At 47.0% G+C, this 17,869-nt stretch carries 17 protein-coding genes; 5 read left to right on the top strand and 12 right to left on the bottom strand.

Going from position 1 to position 17,869, the window contains the following annotated elements:
• Positions 1–80: 80 nt before the first annotated feature.
• Positions 81–1,001 (top strand): AraC family transcriptional regulator, encoded by a 921-nt coding sequence (locus N4J56_RS23170; RefSeq protein ID WP_317108587.1) that lies wholly within the window; start codon positions 81–83, stop codon positions 999–1,001.
• Between the two features lie 85 nt (positions 1,002–1,086).
• On the opposite strand, the gene N4J56_RS23175 is transcribed toward N4J56_RS23170, so the two are convergent.
• The gene (locus N4J56_RS23175; RefSeq protein WP_317108588.1) at positions 1,087–1,647 is read right to left on the bottom strand and encodes a hypothetical protein; all 561 of its coding nucleotides are present in this window, start codon (positions 1,645–1,647) and stop codon (positions 1,087–1,089) included.
• 41 nt (positions 1,648–1,688) lie between these two features.
• On the opposite strand from N4J56_RS23175, the gene N4J56_RS23180 reads away from it, so the two are divergent.
• Entirely contained in the window at positions 1,689–6,440 is a 4,752-nt protein-coding gene (locus tag N4J56_RS23180; RefSeq protein ID WP_410500572.1) for a hypothetical protein, read from the top strand.
• 76 nt (positions 6,441–6,516) lie between these two features.
• On the opposite strand, the gene N4J56_RS23185 is transcribed toward N4J56_RS23180, so the two are convergent.
• The 7 genes from N4J56_RS23185 to N4J56_RS23215 form a co-directional block, all read right to left on the bottom strand.
• Positions 6,517–6,696: a hypothetical protein gene (locus N4J56_RS23185; protein ID WP_317108591.1), complete on the bottom strand. Its 180-nt coding sequence runs from the start codon at positions 6,694–6,696 to the stop codon at positions 6,517–6,519.
• Between the two features lie 223 nt (positions 6,697–6,919).
• Positions 6,920–7,042, bottom strand: coding sequence for a hypothetical protein (locus tag N4J56_RS23190; RefSeq protein ID WP_317108592.1), 123 nt, complete (start codon positions 7,040–7,042; stop codon positions 6,920–6,922).
• A 34-nt stretch (positions 7,043–7,076) separates the two neighbouring features.
• The gene (locus N4J56_RS23195; RefSeq protein ID WP_317108593.1) at positions 7,077–7,640 is read right to left on the bottom strand and encodes a DUF192 domain-containing protein; all 564 of its coding nucleotides are present in this window, start codon (positions 7,638–7,640) and stop codon (positions 7,077–7,079) included.
• Positions 7,621–8,217: a hypothetical protein gene (locus tag N4J56_RS23200; protein ID WP_317108594.1), complete on the bottom strand. Its 597-nt coding sequence runs from the start codon at positions 8,215–8,217 to the stop codon at positions 7,621–7,623. The genes N4J56_RS23195 and N4J56_RS23200 overlap by 20 nt, the downstream gene beginning before the upstream one ends.
• Before the next feature lie 359 nt (positions 8,218–8,576).
• On the bottom strand, positions 8,577–9,158 hold the full coding sequence (locus N4J56_RS23205; protein WP_317108595.1) for a hypothetical protein: 582 nt from the start codon (positions 9,156–9,158) through the stop codon (positions 8,577–8,579).
• A 34-nt stretch (positions 9,159–9,192) separates the two neighbouring features.
• The gene (locus N4J56_RS23210) at positions 9,193–9,624 is read right to left on the bottom strand and encodes a hypothetical protein (protein ID WP_317108596.1); all 432 of its coding nucleotides are present in this window, start codon (positions 9,622–9,624) and stop codon (positions 9,193–9,195) included.
• Positions 9,602–10,870, bottom strand: a complete 1,269-nt coding sequence (locus N4J56_RS23215; protein WP_317108597.1) for a ParM/StbA family protein — start codon at positions 10,868–10,870, stop codon at positions 9,602–9,604. The genes N4J56_RS23210 and N4J56_RS23215 overlap by 23 nt, the downstream gene beginning before the upstream one ends.
• Before the next feature lie 432 nt (positions 10,871–11,302).
• Here N4J56_RS23215 and N4J56_RS23220 point away from each other — a divergent pair, with 432 nt between their 5' ends.
• The 3 genes from N4J56_RS23220 to N4J56_RS23230 all read left to right on the top strand — a co-directional run bounded on the left by N4J56_RS23220 (position 11,303) and on the right by N4J56_RS23230 (position 13,780).
• Positions 11,303–11,581 (top strand): plasmid mobilization protein, encoded by a 279-nt coding sequence (locus N4J56_RS23220; protein ID WP_317108598.1) that lies wholly within the window; start codon positions 11,303–11,305, stop codon positions 11,579–11,581.
• Positions 11,582–11,618: 37 nt separating this feature from the next.
• Entirely contained in the window at positions 11,619–12,518 is a 900-nt protein-coding gene (locus tag N4J56_RS23225) for a transposase family protein (protein ID WP_317108167.1), read from the top strand.
• A gap of 131 nt (positions 12,519–12,649) precedes the next feature.
• On the top strand, positions 12,650–13,780 hold the full coding sequence (locus tag N4J56_RS23230; protein WP_317108599.1) for a relaxase/mobilization nuclease domain-containing protein: 1,131 nt from the start codon (positions 12,650–12,652) through the stop codon (positions 13,778–13,780).
• A 205-nt stretch (positions 13,781–13,985) separates the two neighbouring features.
• Here N4J56_RS23230 and N4J56_RS23235 read toward each other — a convergent pair whose 3' ends face one another.
• From N4J56_RS23235 to N4J56_RS23250, 4 genes are read right to left on the bottom strand one after another with little or no spacing between them, the layout of a single operon-like run.
• On the bottom strand, positions 13,986–14,615 hold the full coding sequence (locus N4J56_RS23235; RefSeq protein ID WP_317108600.1) for a TMEM175 family protein: 630 nt from the start codon (positions 14,613–14,615) through the stop codon (positions 13,986–13,988).
• Positions 14,616–14,618: 3 nt separating this feature from the next.
• Positions 14,619–15,776, bottom strand: coding sequence for an FAD binding domain-containing protein (locus N4J56_RS23240; RefSeq protein ID WP_317108601.1), 1,158 nt, complete (start codon positions 15,774–15,776; stop codon positions 14,619–14,621).
• Entirely contained in the window at positions 15,773–17,050 is a 1,278-nt protein-coding gene (locus N4J56_RS23245; RefSeq protein ID WP_317108602.1) for an NAD(P)/FAD-dependent oxidoreductase, read from the bottom strand. Before N4J56_RS23245 ends, N4J56_RS23240 begins: the two co-directional genes overlap by 4 nt.
• A gap of 54 nt (positions 17,051–17,104) precedes the next feature.
• Positions 17,105–17,749 (bottom strand): DsbA family oxidoreductase, encoded by a 645-nt coding sequence (locus N4J56_RS23250; RefSeq protein WP_317108603.1) that lies wholly within the window; start codon positions 17,747–17,749, stop codon positions 17,105–17,107.
• Between the last annotated feature and the right edge of the window lie 120 nt (positions 17,750–17,869).

Consider the following 17,869-nt stretch of genomic DNA (forward strand, 5'->3'; position numbering starts at 1 on the left):
GCCTAATTCTCCAAAACAGCCGCTTGAAGAAGTTTTATAATCGTCAAGAGTAAGGCACTATCGTGAGTCGAGTCTCTAGCATGACAGTTGAAATCTCTAATCCTGATGTAATCGCGGATCGATGCCAAGAACTCGCGAAATTAGTGATGCGGCACACCGAGTCTAACGGAAATGGTATCCATTCAACTGCGATCGCGCAATTGGACTTGACGCGAGCTGATACTGTGTCTACTGCACTCCACAATGTTTATGAACCGATCCTGGCGATCGTCGTGCAAGGTCGAAAAGAGGCGTTACTGGGTGAGGAGAGGTATCAGTATGGTGCAGCGCAATATCTGATCGTTTCGGTCGATTTACCGCTAAGTGGATTTGTGGTTGAGGCAACACCCAACAAGCCGTACTTAGGACTGAAGCTGAATTTAGACTTGATGCAACTGTGCGATCTGGTTGCCCAAATGAGTTCCAGCTTGGGTAAGAAAGAAAACTCTGTCCGAGGCGTATCAGTCAGCAACGCCGATGCAGGGCTGTTCGAGTGCGCCCTTCGCCTGGTCAAACTCTTAGATACGCCGCAACATATCCCCATGCTGGCACCGCTGATGATTCGCGAACTCTATTACCGTCTGCTCGTTGGCGAACAAGGTGAAGCCGTGCGCCAAATTGCTACATCGGGTAGCACTATGCAGCGAATTGCAACAGCCATCAAACTAATTCAGGCTAAGTTTACCCAACCAATGCGGATCGAGGATTTAGCGAGGCGAGTCAGTATGTCTACTTCGTCGTTTCATCAGCATTTCAAGCAAGTGACCGCGATGAGTCCGCTTCAATATCAAAAGCAGTTAAGACTTTTGGAAGCGCGTCGCCTCATGCTTGCCGAAAACGCTGATGCGACGTATGCTGCCTATCGGGTCGGATATGAAAGTCCCTCGCAGTTCAGCCGCGAATATTCGCGTCTATTTGGTGCGCCACCGATTCGGGACATCGAACGGCTGCGAACTGCTTGAGCGCAACTAGTATCAATCGATTCAACTTTTTAATAGCGTATAGTCGTCTAAATATTAGCGTTGCAAATATATATTCGTAGTCATGTTAACCAGGATTGTAACCGCGCTGCTGATAATAATCGTCGGGATCGACAGATAATGGTAGCGAATCAAGATCTTCACCGTTGCGAATATCTTGCCGTACCTGCTTTTGGCGTTCGGCGTAGTCATTAACAGCACTGAAACGCGATCGCATTTGGTATTCACCAAAGTTCATTCCACGAGCAGCCCAAGCTTCAGACATCCGGTTGAAGTTCTCTACATCTAGCTTCTTCTTGGACTCCAACTGTTCCAGGTAGCCCTCGCTCAGTCCAACGCTGCGGGCATACTCCATATATTCTGGCTTGAGCGTGCCATCTGGGTTAAATTTCTTTCTCTCCTCTTGGGAAAATAAATCTTCAGCAGTATATTCTACCCAAGGCTCCGGCTCGGTTTCGTCTAGTGCCTTCAGGCAAGCGTATTCTTCTTGGAACGATTGAGCGCGATGAGTAATGTCAGACCAATTCCATCCATAAGAATATAACTGCTGAATGTATTCCTCCTTCAGAGAACCGTCCCGATCCACTTTCTTTTGATACATATTCAGCCAGCGTTTAAGTCTTGACATTTTTCACGCCTCAGCAGTCAACTGGGAATTCAACAGAAATTATGACGCTCAAGTTTAACCACTTCGATACTAGGCTTAACCAGTGGTTGCATACTGATGGTAACACCAACAACCCCGATTCAGTCCTGAGTGAAGAACTAGACAACACGCTACTGGAGTTCTTCTTCCCAGACAAAGAGTTTTCATTTGGGCAGATGGACGAATACAGCACGCCAGAAGACTTGAAAAATCATCCAGACGGTCATGTGCTACTATTTTCCTCCCAGTCAAGGCTGCTGTACGGTTCGCCAGAGTGTTTGGAAACAATAGAAAAACTTTGTCCAGATCGCAAAGACAGAGGTGCTTATGGTTCCATCTTTTTAGGCAGTTGCAAAAACGCTATTCACGAACAACTCAATATCCTAGTCGTAGATGATGCCACGGGTGCGAATGGCGGAATACTACCCGATGCTGTAGCGTACCGCTTGGTGGGTGATTGTTACGGTCAGATTTCACCCCAACTATATGACAAACTCACCCAAAGACGATCGGAGGAGAAATACCGCGTTATTCAACACCGCTTTGGCTGGCGATCGCGAGATGGTGAGGACATCCACTATCGCTTTGGTAAAGGTACTCTTCGACCGCACGACTTAGCTGTATTAGATTACGCCAATCCCAACAGTCACCCCCGAATTGACTTAATTCTTCCTGTCTCTAGTTTCAAGGGGACTGATAAAGACAATCCCAACGCTCCGATCAAACCACAAATTCAGCCAGGGCTATACAGCCAGAGAATTTGGTTGGGTGAAAAATCTCAGTCCCAACAGGGTAAGACTGCTATTTCTCAACTTCTCGCGTCTTTTCCCCAAGGGATGAAGGACATAGTTGAAGAATTGGAAGTGCAGGCGATAAGACTTGCCCAAATTCAGGACGATCCCAGAAAAGTTGCCCAACTCTACTGCGAGCAATACGAGAAACGCAAGGCAATTGCAAATGAGAGGCGATCGCCCACAGACATAGCCGAGACACCACCGGATTCAGAAAATGGCAATTTAGACGACTATGATTCTCAGACCGAAAAAAATGACTTGTTGACGTACAGGCTGATTAAAGCCGACCTGCAAGGTCACTGCCAACTCCTAGAAACAGAAAAAGTCAAACACCAGTTGAGCCGATTTGTCCAAAAACAGTGGCGCGACATAGCCATCGGTCGCACGCTTAGCTTCGACCGAGGAACGATTATTCCCTCCAAGGAACTCAAGAATGGCGAAATCTGCGTTCCTTGGTGTGATGAAGGTGAGAAAATCCTTAACTTTCGTTCGCCATTCCTCAACTCTAATGGCTTGTGCGTATCCCTCAACAAACACGTCCAAGACTACATTGCACCGGACGGCAGACCGCTAGAAGGCATCATCGTAGTTAACGACGAAGATCGTAAGCGGATTCAAGCACGAATTGCCGCACTCAAAGCACGAGGAATTGAAACTCAGGAAGTAGACCCAATCGAAACCGAATCAGAACGCCAAGGACGCGACTTCGATGGCGACTGCATTGGCGTAGAGTTGGCAAGTAAATACCCTAACCTCACGGCAGAAGCCGAGGCAAGAAATCTTCCCCAAAACGCCTACACACCTACACTCAAGCTGAAGAAACAGTCATTCTATAGAGAAGATGGCACTCAACCACTCTTTGAAGAAATTGCCATTTTTATGTCCGATAGTATCAGCGTTGGTGTCATCAATAATCAAGTCACAGCACTGGAAGCACTTGAGTCGGAAATTGAGATTTTCAAAACTTACGGTAACTTTCAACAACAATCGGAGTATTTAGATACCGTCGCCAACCATTATCAGCAATTGTTCGAGCGAGAAACTCAGGCAAAAAATCCCAAATCAATTCGGGAAGAATGTAGAGCGAGGATGAAGGAGATAGTTGATTTAGCTTCAGTTGAAAATAGAACGCCTGTAGTATTAGAGCGATCGCTGTCAATCAATCGCAGCATTTACCGCAGCCTGATTGAAGAGGGATGCTTTCAAAACCAAATAGCTGTCGATACATTCAAGAGCGCCCGCGCCCCTGACATGAAACTGATTCAAGAAAATCAAAGATATTTATACCGAGATGTCAGCTATATCAAGGAGAAAAAACTACCATTTGCTTACCTTAATGAAGCGATCGCGCCTGGAGGTGATTCGCCAGTAGAGTTACTGATTGCTCAAACTAACAAGTATTTCCAACAGTCTCAACTTGAGTCTCGTCCCATCGTCCAATTTCAGGATCTGTTTAAAGACATAGAATTTACACCTCAACAAAAGTTTGCCGCTCTCCTTACCAAACACGAGTTCGACCGGAAATTTAACGAAGCTACCCGACTGGAGCAGCGCTGTCAGAGCGAGCAAGGACCGTATGCGATTGTGCAGACTAAGTGTGGAGCGCAAATTGAAATTACGAATTTGACTCGCTACGGACATCCCCTCATTTGGAATGCTCAAACTTTAAACCTGAAACTTGAAGAAATTCCAGAACAACAGCGCACTGAGGTGCGATCGCACAAATTACTGGCAGTAGCACAAATTGATGGTGAAATGGAAAACGGACAACCGAAGTATCGCCCTTTGGGTACAATCAGCCAGCAGTCTGCTTTTGACTACAAACTGAAAGCGGGCATGACATCAATTGGGGCAACCCCAATCGAAATCAAACCCCAACTCAAGCCTAGTCAAATTAAACTGTTGTTCGGGCAGGCTCACGCGATCGCCGAAAACTTCCGTGCTGCTATTCCCGAATCGGAGCGCCTATCAGCCGCTGCTGCCGCTTGGAGCATATCTGCTACTCGCGAAGATGAACTAGAGAAAAAATCTAAAATTTCCCAACTCGATCGGGAGATGGATTTAGATAATCCAAATAACAATGAAGCACAACAGCAAGAAGATACCCGAAAAAAAGTCTCAAATTTTGTCTTTGCTGCCTTTGGGTCAGAAATTTTATCGAGATTGAACCAATTGCAGTTTGCCAATCTAAAAATAACAGGGATTGAAAAAGAAGGCGAGATCTTTCAACAGAAGCCTTGGGACTTGGAGGAAAAACATGAAATTGAAATTAGACCGAGCGATCGCTCAGCAGGAAACGAACGGCATAACACTACTGCTGTCTTTGTGAAAGACAATGATGGCGAGTACAGAGAATACGGCGTATTGGAACAAAGAACTGGCAGATTGCCGATCGGTACTAAGGCACGAGCATCCATACTACCTGGAGAAACCTACACGGCTAAAGCAACTCTGGCTGAGGCGGGCAAACCTGCTATAGATTTCACCATTCGAGAAGTTAGTAAATTCTCCCATGCCGATAAAGTATTTAACAACGAATCAGTTATTCTATCAGTCGGTCAAGTACCAATTCCTAACGGAACGGTAAAAATCAAACTAGGCGATCGCACTTTAGGAGAATTGGATGCTGATTCTGTAGAGGCATTGAGGCAAGCTAACTACCTCAACAATGGCAATTTCTTAAAGCTGAAGCTTAGAACTATCGAGGATAGCAGGCATGAAGGAGCATTTATTATTGGAGAATCGCCGAATGGAAATTTATTGAGAATTAATAAAATCAATTATTACGATTTTAAAGGGGAAGAATTTCAAGATCAAGATTACAGCATCGGACAAATTGAAATGACTCCAGCTAAAGTGAGAGACGTAGTATTTTTGGATGGAAAACCGCTAGGAGTTCTGTTTTACAAGCAAGATAAAGAAGCTTTAAAACAGTTAGGTATTCTTCAACTAGGACGGCAAGTAGCAGTTGAATGCAATCTACAGAGCAATTTCAGCCATGCTTTTATCAAAGTTGACCCCGCTACAGTCCAATATCCTGAAGTATGGACGAAGCAGAAGGGAGCGATCGCCTCTGTAACAGCCCCAGATGAATTAATAGAAAAGAGCGAGCTTTTTCTATCAAAAATCAAAGAACGTCCTACAATCCTATTTGCTAACCCAGAAGACAAAGTGCTAGGACTGGTGGGACTGGCAGTTGACGATCGCAAAGTGGAAGTAGTAGATAATTGGTTGCGATCGCGCTCGATTGAATTTAGCCCAGTTTCCTCTCAAGAAGCTTCCCTAGAAACCAAGAAAGGGCTTGCCGTCCGCTATTTAGCTGCTAGCAGCATCAAGCCTCAAGACATGGAAGCACTCAAAGCTAAGATAGGCACGCCTCTAGATGCTGCAACTTACAGCACTCGCTTGGTTTCTCTACCCAATAGACCGCAAGCGATCGCCGAAAAGCCGACAAAACTTGTCAAGTCCCAGACTCTCGACAGTAACGCACCACAAGCTCAGGTAGCAAGTATAACGCCAGCACCTAGAGATCGAAGCCACCTAGAGGAATCCAACCAAGATGCGACAACTATTCCCGATCGCTCTGCAAAACCTGCTTTGAACGGTAAATACTCCGCCCTTCACCAAATGGCAAATGGAGAGCGACAAGTATCGCAATTTATAGAACAACAACGTTGGCAATGCAAGCAACTGTACGAACAATTATCGCGGCAAGTACGCCAATACCCTGATTTTAATAATGCTTCCAATTGGGAAGTAGATGTAGGAGTTGCATTATTAGTGCTGAAAGAATCTTTTGATGCTAACGAAGTCGGACGAGTTTTGTCCCAATGCGATCGCCTGCAAGAGTGGAAAGCTTCACTGCCAGAAGAAGAATACAAAACTAAGGGGAAAATTTACATCCAGGAAGTTTATACTCAAGCTCAGAACTTACTGGAAACCCAACAACATCAGCACTTCAACCAAGGACAAGAAATGTAGCCTTTTGCGATCGTCGCAGGTGCGATCGCACCATTATCTGTATTGATTAAATGTCAATCGACGATAGCACTTCCCCTCAACCCCTTTCCTCAGATGTTTGAGCAACTTCCCGATCGCGCCAGCGTTTTTCCCACTTGAGCGCAAAAGCTTCGCCCAATTCCCACAACTGTTTGGCTTGCTGCTCGGCTAATTGAGCAGATTGCACGGCTTCGTCCAACAGAGCCTCTTGCTCCTTAGTCATCTGCGGCTCGTTCATAGCAAATTCTCCAAGATCCCAACAGACCTATTCACTGACATAATACATTCTAAAATTCTTCCCCAAAACTCTGACAGCTCCTCGCCAGCTTCCCCAATAGTTTCGCAAGGGTACATTAGTTCCAGATATATTCCCAATTACGTTCTCAATTCGAGTTCTAAAGCTATCGACAAAAAATAACACGTTACCAAGATTAGCAGATAAACCAATCAGTTTCGCGTTGTCAGGAAAACGCTCGCTTATGTTGGCTGGCAATGTTTAATCCCATATTAGCCTGCTGTTCAATGCCATCGAGTTCTTGGATTAACCGTTCGGCAAGACTAAGAATTTCTGGGGGGATTGACATTTTTCTACTGACTCAATTCATTCAGCTCAATATTTTAGAAGATCGAAATCTTCGTTTTCGGCGATCGAGGTGCAGAATTTGTCAACTTACGAATTGATGCTAGTACTACCTTGCCTCCTACCCTAAGCTTTAATTCTTTCGCCCTACCTCCTGACAGTTCTAGCACCGCATCGATGGGAGCAGCGGGACTGTAAAGCGGACAAGGGGAACTTTGGCATGGCGGAGCATTGTGAACGATACTTTCAATCCTGCCTTGCTTAATAAAGATAATGTCAAGCGGGAAGTTGACGTGCTTCATCCAGATTTTCGGTATGTAGGGATGAGGCAAGGGAAATAGCATACCAGTATTTCTTGGCAGCGATCGCCTATACATCAACCCTGTCGCTCGGTCGCGATCGCTCTGTACTATCTCTAGTTGAAGTGTTGAACCGCTAGATGGAAAGGTAACAATGGCTTTTGCCTGTTGCTCCAGTGGGGGTGACATACGGTAAGCAGCAAGCTCCATTTTTACCCAAAACCAAGCCCCAGTAAAAGCAATGGGAATAACAAAGTCACGAGGGCGAAACCGAAGTACCGATTTAGATGTAGAGGTCTTCATCCGTCTTGAGGACATTGCTGTTGGTGGCAGCAACCACTTCATAAGCGTAGTTAAGCAGGCGATTGGGCGTAGAATCGGCTTCATGGGCATGAAATTGAATGTAAGGGCTTTGGGAGAGCAGGTATTGAGCATCTTGCTCGTTGGCAGAATAAGCAGAGTGCAGTACTGCCGTATCGAGTGCTTGTGCCAACCAGCGATCGCTTGCTATTTGAGCTGCAAGTTCGTCATATGTTAGCTGTGGTCTTCCCAGTACGCACTTGGCGTGTTCTAGGTATCGCTGTCTTAGTTCTGCTTTTTTGCTAATGCTGTCGATTGCATACTCTTGAATGCGATCGCGTTGTTGAAGTGGCTGCTTGAGGTTGTTGTAGCGCCTGGGATTAGTATTGCTAGCAACCTCGTCGCCGTCGTGAATGCCGTCGCCATCGCTATCAGGTGCATAGGAGTGAAGACCGTATTTCAGTTCTTCCCGCACCGTCAGCCCGTCACCATCAAGGTCGAAGTCGAGTTCTCGTTCCTTTTGGCGGCGTACTTTCTGGGCATGAGATGGAGGTAGGAAGCGGTGATTATGATTTGTCATGACTTTCGAGCCATCTAGTTATGAATAGGGGTAGGTCAACAAGAGGCGATCGCTCGTACTGTTGCTCGGTAGTTAGCGTTGCCCTGAGCGACGAGGTGGTAAAGTTGCCTTTGTCCCGTATAGTCGCAAAATGTAGCAGAGCGAGTTTTTGTCACGGCACAGGACTGCATTTGGTAGGAAATTTAGCCCAAAGGCTGCACCCAAAGAGAAAATAACAACCGTATAAGCAATAATCCAAATCCAGGTATTGATAAATCGTCCCCAACGCTGGACATTTTTCCAGTATTTCTCCTTCTTTTCCTCTGACAGGGCAAGCTGTTTCTGCTCCAGTTGCAGCCGTCGCGTGTCTTCTTTCAGCTCTAGAATGAGTCGCTGTCGGATGATTCCATCGATGATTCGGGCAAGCTCGCTGGAGGCGGGGATGATGGTAACTGTATCGTCTGCCAGTGTGCTTCTACCTCTGACATCAGAGATTGCGGCTCCCCCATCTGCGTCTGCATCTGCCTCCAAACGCTTTCAAACTGAGTTCTCAGTTCGCCGTTTTGAATCATCTGCTGGAGGCGGAGGATAGTAGCATGAGGAATGACCTGCTTCATCATCTCGGCTTGCTGAAGTCCAATCTCAAATCCTTGGGCTATTGCCTCTTGACGTAACGTTTCTAGTATGGCAGTAAGTCTTGGCTCCATCAGTGGCTCTCGATCGCTGGTTTGGGTATCATCAGTATCGACACTCACCCCTTCCTTTTGGAAGTACGTAGCAATGTCGTCATAAGAGGTGGCTGCTCCTTCCTCAAACAGCTTTCGCGCAGTGGCAAACCGCTCTCGTTCGCGATCGCTGTAAACTCGTTTTTTGAGGGACAGCCCGCAGGCACGTAGCGTCTGTGTTACGTCATCTGGAGCGAGATTAAACTCTGTTTGCAAATCTTCCTTGGAATACGGCATAGATTTTTAGGCATTAATTGTTTGATGGACTGGTTTAGTGCCAAGAGGAGACAATATCAGTCTCGGTTTCGCAATCGTCTTCTTCTTCCACGTAGTTTTCTGCTACTGGGTGAGATGAATTTCTGGCAGGTTTTGCGTGTAAGGCGTAAGCTGGCGGTTCGGTATGTGACAGTTCAAACGTATCCCTCAAATATTGCACGTGCAGTTGCAACTGATAAACGCTGCTTCGTGCTAGACGTTGCAGTTCTTCTGGTGAAATCTCGCCCTGGTAGTGATAGGCGAAGGGTAGCCAAAAGGCTGCCAGTGCATTTAGTACCCGTTCTCGACGGGTTAACTCGGCACTGTCTTCGTTAATGTATGCCAGTAACATTCCATATTTGGAGTCTCGTTTGGGCTGACAGCGGAATGAGAAATTCACCTGCTCGGTGCTGCCCTGACCCTTTTTAGCTGACTCTGGCTTCGTCATGGTGCGCTTCCTCGGCAGTTTCAACGGTGTCCCGCAATCGCGGTAGCGGTCGGTTGTGGAGTTGGAAGAATAGTCCATATGCATCTAGTAAACGGGACTGGAGGTGTTGCGCTCTCACTAAGTCGCCAAATGTCTTGACCACTCGCTCGTCTAGGGAGTTGCACCAGTTGGTTGCCCCAGCGCCCAAAGTCTTGAAAAACTGCGTTAGCTCCGGCTGCAAGTAACGGGCAGTGCCACCATTGACGATAATTTCATCCAGACAATCGGGCAACCTCTGTTTCAGCCAGTTGGTGAGGATGGCAATATACTCTTGCTTGGCATCCGCGATCGCCGCAGCAATTTCTTGCATCTCCTGCTCTCGCAATTCCATCATGTTGGTGCGTACTAGTCCTGCTATTGTCCTTTTACTGGGTTTGGAACCGGAGCAGATAACTTCCACTAATCTCTCAGCTTTCTGACCGGAAGTAAATTGCTGCACTTTTTCTACCATTCTGGAGAAACCGTAGTTTTCCGTGTAGCCCCAGGAAAGCGCTCCTTTTTCGATGAACAGAATGGAAGCATTGCGGTAACCAATCATCAGAACGGCAATGTTCAACTCCCGCGCATTTCGCAAGCGATCGCCTCCTTTGTGCGGCACTCTCCCCCGTGCAAACAACCCCGCTCCCTCCGGCAGGCAGGTAAATGATTCCAGCGTGACAAAATACTCCTTGCCGCGAAAGCAGAACCCAGACAACGCTTGTTTGATGTAGGATTCAAACCTTTCTCTATCGGTATACTCTCCCCAAGGCAGGAGAATTCCCAGTGACAGCGAGAATGAATTACCCATCTCCTTGCTCTGGGCTATACCTCCTACAATTGCTAGCAACTGTGGAATGGCAGAGTCAATTTTGAGCGATTCCAGGCAGTGGACGGCATTAAAATGAGTTTTGGCTAGGTGTCCTATTGCATAATAATCGTTTCCTAGTTTCACCCAAGCTGAATTTTCGGGCGTTGAATTTCCTAGTTTGTACTTCTCGTAGTTCTCGATACTCTTGGACGGCACTCTTAAAACTTGGGGTGCAATTAGCATTAACTCTGGCTTTAAAGCTTGCGATTGCGAGTCGAGGGAAAAGATTGCTCTGGCCAAGGATGCGCCAAAGTCAGCAGCTACAGTAACGTCAGGCATGACAGTCCTCGATCGCGGTTGTCGCTCTCGATGTCGAGCGAGGAAATTTTTTTGTCCGGCTTGTTGTTTGCAAAATGTCAAAAAAGCCGAATAAGCAACTGTTAGCACAAAAAAGCATATGCAAGCAATAGTTCATTTCTTTTGGGCAAAAACTTGTATATAGCAAGTAACATTCTGCTTATTTATTAGCTCTTTTTATTTCAAAAAACAAGGCAAGCAAAAACTTGACTAAAACTTGCAAATAATAAGCAAGCATTCGATATTAATTAGTGATTACTCGATACGAATAAGCAAATACTCGCCTACTTTGCCTCCAACTCATGCGAAGCTTCTATGGCTCGCTCGTGCTGCAATTAGAGGAGCAAGCCATGTCAGAGGACTACATGAGTTAGGATAAAAATACAAATTTTCTTACCAGCTTTTTTAACTAAGAAATAGTAGGGATGATGATCTTAGTTAAAAGTTTTTGTAACATAGATGCAATAATTTGTATTGTAAAGTTTGAGGCGAGTGGTGGTAGACAATACATTACGAAACCAAATAGTTCGCGTTCGACTTACTCCTCAAGAAAAAGCACAAATAGTCACTGCTGCTAAAAAAGCTGGAGATTTAAGTTTGAGTGCATTTATGCGAAATGTAGCGCTTTCTATTCCAGTCACCGAAAAGCAACGCCAGCTTGTACCCCAAGTCAACCGCCAACTTTATTACCAACTTGGAGAAATCTACAGCCTATTGGAAATTGAGTCTAACCGTGATATGGCGCTTGTAGAGAGTAGACTTGTTGGGAAATAAGGGAGAATGAAGGCAACCTGTCGTCAACTGGAAAGCGATGCTAGACCTAGAACGCATTCTCAAGCAAGACCGTTTGTTACGCGCCCTGACTGGTCTAAACCGTAAAGCCTTTGATGACCTGCTGCACAGTTTTGCTCAAGCCTATTGGCAAAGCTTAACCCCGCTGGATAGGCAGCGCAAACGTGCTGTTGGAGGTGGACGCAAAGCCACCTTGCAGACGATGGAGGACAAGTTGTTCTACAGCTTGTTTTACTGCAAGTGTTATCCCACCTTCGATCTCGCTAGCGTCTTGTTCCACTTTGACCGTTCGCAGGCGCATGAGTGGACGCATCGCCTCTTACCCGTGCTAGAGAGTGCATTGGGACAAAAGCTAGCATTGCCGGAGCGCAAGTTACGCAGTGTCGAGGAGTTTGTGGAGCGATTTCCAGCCGTGAAACGGGTGATGATTGATGGCACGGAACGACCAATTCAACGCCCCCAAGACAAAGAGCGACAAAAGGAGCACTATTCGGGAAAAAAGCGGCGAACGACGCGCAAGCATCTAGCAGCGGTTGATGAGCGCAAGCGGGTGTTGGTGTTGAGTTCATCACGGGAAGGGAAAGTGCATGACAAACGATTCTTGGATGAGGAAGCGATGGCAGCAGCCATTCCCGATGCCATTCCGATTGAGGTGGATTTAGGCTTTCAGGGCTTACAGAACGAGTATGTCAACATTCGCATTGGGCACAAAAAGCCGAGAGGAGGTGAATTGACACCACAACAGCAGGCAGAAAACAAGACACTGAGTCGAGAACGGGTGGTGTGTGAAAATGCCTTTGCAGGGGTGAAACGATACAACGCTGTCGCAGCCTTGTATAGGAATCGTGCGGCTGATTTCGATGACCGACTGATGCTGATTGCCGCAGGACTGTGGAACTTCTATCTTGATGCTGGCTAAATCGGTACGCTGGAGCAGCAAGATGATCTTACTTACTTCTTATTTCCCAACAACTCTAGTGAAGCCATAGAGTCGTTGAAGCAGCTGCTCGTGCAGGTGAGGCAAGACTTACTCGGCTTTGGAGATGGATCGTGATTGCCAAGCAGGTGTTGGGGAGCAACTTTGCAGGTGTCCTATCCTATGTTAGTGGCAAGGAAGGGGCGCAACGCATTGGTGGTAACATGACGGGGCAAAGTCCATCCCAGCTGGCAGCAGAATTTCGGATCTCGCGAGATTTGAACTTTCGAGTCAAGAAATGCGTTTACCACGCCACCCTATCTGTAGCGCCTGATGAGGAGTTGAGCGATCGCAATTGGAACGAAATTGCTGATGCCTACGTCAAGGGAATGGGCTTTCATGGCTCTCAGTATGTAGTGTACCGTCACGCCGACACTCACCATCACCACATTCATATTATTGCTAGTCGGATTAAAATTACTGACGGCTCGACAGTGAGTGATGCTTGGAATTACCGCCGCAGTGAAGTGCTAGTGCGTCAACTGGAACAGCAGTATGAGTTAAAACCAGTCGTGCCTAGCTGGAGCAAAAAGGAGCGATCGCCCCATACTGGTGAAGTACGCAAGTATCGTCGTACTGGTGAGGTGAGCCGACGAGTTAAGTTACAGCAGTTAATTTCTGAAGTATTACAGGGAAAACCTTGCTTGCAGGAATTTGTCGCTCGGCTCGAAGCGCAGGATGTCCAGGTGCAGTTGCGACGGGACGAGCGGGGTAAGATCCTGGGAATTTCCTACAAACTTGGCAGCGTGCCATTTCAAGGAAGGCAGATCGGACGCGGCTATGCTTGGACGCAGATTCAAAACTACCTTTCTGTTCCTGTAATGGAAGTAATTGAGCGATCGCCAGATGCAGAAACGGCAGCAATGGCAAGCGATCGCATTACCCAAGAGCGCAAATTAGAACTGCGAGAACGGTACTTGGTACTGCGAGAGCAAGTGCGTCAGCAAGAGGCATTTAGAGATAGCAACCATGATGAGATCGACATTGCCATAGCGATCCTGGCGCTCAAGCACGGAGAGACGATTGATGAGGTAGAAGCACTGCTGACACAGAGCGATCGCGTGCGGCTATTGAAGGAGACGTTGCCCAAGCAAGAATATCTTGTGTCTGCTCGCGATTACTTGAGCTACGTGTCTCAAACAGCTATTGCAATCGCCCAAGAATTACAAGAAGTAGCGAGACAACAAGAACAACTGGTGATGTAGTTTTGTGATTCCCAACGCAGGCGATCGCACATAAGCGCGATCGCTAACGGTGAAGTTGAGCCGCCGCAGATAGCCTCAAACTCCCAACAGATAACCTCGCAGCGGTCGGCTCCAACGATTTGTTCGACCGCGATCGCTACTGCTAAACCTGTGTGGAAGAGATTCAGGATTGTATCCTAATCTACTGGTAGAGATGCAGGTTGTTTTAGGAGGCTTCATCGGGTAGATTACCCAGTTGTCGATCGATGACGCTGGGAAATAGATAAAACAACGGAATGAGGATGTAGAGAACTGTGCTTAAGGTTGTATTGCTCAATGACAACAGCGAAGCAATTAAGTAAAAAATCGGATAACCAATACTCCAAAGAGAAGCTTGATAAATGAAATGGCGGTTAGCTTGAGGATGATCCCAGAGATACTGCCGAACGACATAAAACCAAAGGGCATTGTAGACAATTCCAGTGAACGACAGCGTTAAACCATAAAACATCACAATAGGTTGGAGTTTGCTGTATTCGCCGATCAATGATGTTGGGAAGGGAATAAAAGCAATGCACATGAGCAATACTAAGTTGATTGTCAAGACAATCCGATCGACCCGCTTCAGTAAATGAAATAGAGCATGATGATTGAGCCACAGAACGCCAATGACCAAGAAGCTCGTCATGTAGCTCAGAACGTGCGGTACAGCATGAACTAGTGCATCAATTGCAGTCGATGCCGTTGCCTGGGACAAATCTGGTACTTTAATTTCAATCACCAGTAGGGTCATGGCAATCGCGAATACCCCATCACTGAATGCTTCAAATCGATTCAGGTTCATGAATGATTTCATCGGTTATCCCTCCGTTCGTCCCTCACCGTATATAAATTGCGATCGCTCTCCCAAAGCCTCTCCCGATTTCCAGAGGCGCATTCCTAGCGCCAGTTGCTCGCCTTCCCATGCCTTTAGTGTCTTGGGTACATCATGATTGGAGTCAACCAAAGCATCGACTAAAGCGATCGCATTAGCAGCCGCCTTCGCGGTACTAGCAGCCGTATGGGGACGGGGAATAAAAGCCGCGTCGCCAATTAAGGCAATGCGCTCAAATGCCATTTGCGGTACGCCAAGATCCAAAATGGCTTGGACAAAGGGTTCTTGTGTTGCTGCCACTAATTTTTGAAATGGAGGTGCTAAGACGCGATCGGCATACGATCTCATCGCTTGCTCCACAGTCGGATGGATCATTCCAGGGGCGATCGAATACTCCCGCCGCTGCCCGTTTTTATCGGTTAGAATGTCCGGCAATTCGGTTGTTTGGTTGTAATTGACATACCAAACCCAGTTGAAGCGGCGTTCCCCCGGAATCAACGATTCATTCTCTCCTGGAATTACATATTGCAGAATGTGAGAATTGGGAAATTGATAAAATACAAACCGTTCGGTCAACAATTTTGCCGTTGCAGGATCGAGTTCCGATTCATCTACTAGGCCGCGATAGGCAACATATCCAGCATATTGGGGTGTGTAGTCAGGCAAGAGCAAGTGGCGAATGGTTGAAGCCGGCCCATCCGCACCGACGAGTAGATCGCCTGTCTCGCGAGTGCCATCGGCAAACATCGCAGTCACCGCTAGCCCATCTTGCTGAATCTCGGTCAGGTGCTTGCCTTGATGGTAGTGGTCAGCCGGAAAATGTCGCCGCATCGACCCATACAGTAAGTTCCAGGAGGTTAAAGTTTGACGCATCGGCATGGCTTGAGCAATCCTGCCATCGCGTTTCAGATAATATCGCTCGTGCGCTACCACACCTAAAGGATCTTCACAGGCTATCCCTGCTCGTTGAAACGCTTCTACAACATCCGGTTGCAGCACAATGCCGCCGCCGCGACTGTCGAGGTTGTGAGGCGATCGCTCGTAAATATCTACCTGCCAACCGATCGATCGCAACAGAGTTCCGGCGAACAACCCAGCCAATGACCCACCAATTACAAGGGCACGTTTATTGATAGCGTTCATCCAATTTCCTCTAAATACTTATGAACAAACGTGACCGCCATTGCACCTTCACCTACGGATGAAGCCACCCGCTTCACAGAACCATGCCTCACATCTCCCGCTGCAAAGGAACCAGGAACACTGGTTTCCAAGAAGAATGGATCGCGATCGAGCGTCCAGCATTCCGGTAAACGACCCTCGGTAAGCAAATCTGAGCCAGTCACCAAGTAGCCTGCCTGATCCCGAATGATGGCAGTATCCTTTGCCCATTCAGTATTTGGTGCACCACCAATACAAACAAACAGCCATCGAGTATCAATTTTTTGGGTTGATCGATCGCGATGATGGGTTACTTCAATCTGCTGTAATGAGGTATCTCCTGCTAACCCAGTCACCTGAGCTTGAAAGAGAACTTCAATGTTGCTTTTTTGAGTAATGCGTTCAACAAGGTACTGCGATAAGGTCGCCGCTAGCGTATCGCCGCGAATCAGCATGGTGACTTTTTCGGCATAGCGCGACAGATACATGGCAGCCTGACCTGCCGAGTTGCCGCCGCCCACAATAAAGACGTGTTCGCCACCACACAGCGGGGCTTCACTTGCACCCGCTCCGTAAAACAATCCGACTTTGAGAAATTGATCTTCATTGGGAAGATTAAGCCGTCGGTACTCAATCCCTGTAGCGCAGATGTTCGCTCGCGCAATCATTTTGCTGCCATCTGCCATATCCGTGTAGATTCGATTGTCTCGAAATTCTGATTTCACCCCTTCTCGCAAGAGCAGCAGTTCAATCCCAAACTTTACTGCCTGCTGGCGAGCGCGTTCTGCTAAATCAGCACCGCTAATCCCTTCTGGAAATCCCATGTAATTCTCAATCAAAGAACTGGTGCCTGCTTGTCCACCTACCGCATGACGTTCAACTAAAACAGTGCGTAGCCCCTCAGATGCAGCATATACGGCTGCACTCAAGCCAGCAGGTCCCGCACCATAAATTGACAGATCATATTCTTTAAATTTGGGTTGCGTCACCCAACCCAATCGTTCAGCGATCTCTCGAATGGTCGGGGCAAAGAGTTGAGTGCCATCTGGAAATTCGACCATCGGCAAGCGAATATTGCTCAACGTTGAAAGACTCAGTTCGCGAGAACAATCCTGGTCGCTCGTTAGTTCAATCCAATCAAATTCAACGACGCTGCGGTTGAGAAAATCTCGAATTTCGTAAGCAGAAGCGGAATTAGGTTGTTCATAGAGTTTGACTCTACGGGGATTAGACGATAAGCCTAAATCATTGGTCATAGTAGTATTTCCGTTGTTATTCTGGTCATTCAACCGATCGGATTGGCTTGTACTTTAGGCAGGTGACAATTCAGCCATCGCATTTTGCAGGGCATTCAGAAAAACCTCAGTGGATTGAGCGCCCGACACCACGGTTTGACCAATGCGGATATGAGGAACACCATGAATTCCTTGAGCGATCGCTTGCTGTTCCAAGTCTCGGATCTCTTGAGTTCCTGCATCCGATAACAGAAAAGTCTTCGCTGCTTCTGCATCTAGACCCACTTCAGCCGCTAGATCCGCTAAGACTTGAACTTCGACAATGTTCTGTCCTTCTGTGAAATAAGCGCTTAGAATTCGTTCTGCCATGGCCGTTGCTTTGCCTTGTTGTCCTGCAAACCACGTTAATCGATGAGCTTTCAACGTGTTTGGGGTAACGGTCATCAAGTCGTAGCGAAATCCGATGCCATCGTTTTGAGTCGCTTGAACTGTGTTCGCATCTAATTGCTGCGAATATTCCCAACTGCCAAACTTCCGGCTGCGGTAAGTTTTACGATCCATCCCAGCTTCAGGCATATCTGGGTTTAGCTCGAATGGATACCAAATTTTTTGAATTTCAATCGGTGAATTCAGTTGTTCAATTGCCCGATTCAATCGCGTTTCTGCAACCAAACACCAGGGACAAATGAAATCTGAGGTAATGGCGATCGTTAATGTCATGGTTGCCTCCTGACAAACAGTGCCTTAGTGACTCACAGTTCTACTCTAATTGCACTCAGGAAGAATGTTAATATACCCAAAAAGCTAAACACCTTTGCTTTTTTTGCAAAGCTTGAAAGG

The organism is Chroococcidiopsis sp. SAG 2025 (genome assembly GCF_032860985.1).
Lineage (GTDB): Bacteria > Cyanobacteriota > Cyanobacteriia > Cyanobacteriales > Chroococcidiopsidaceae > Chroococcidiopsis.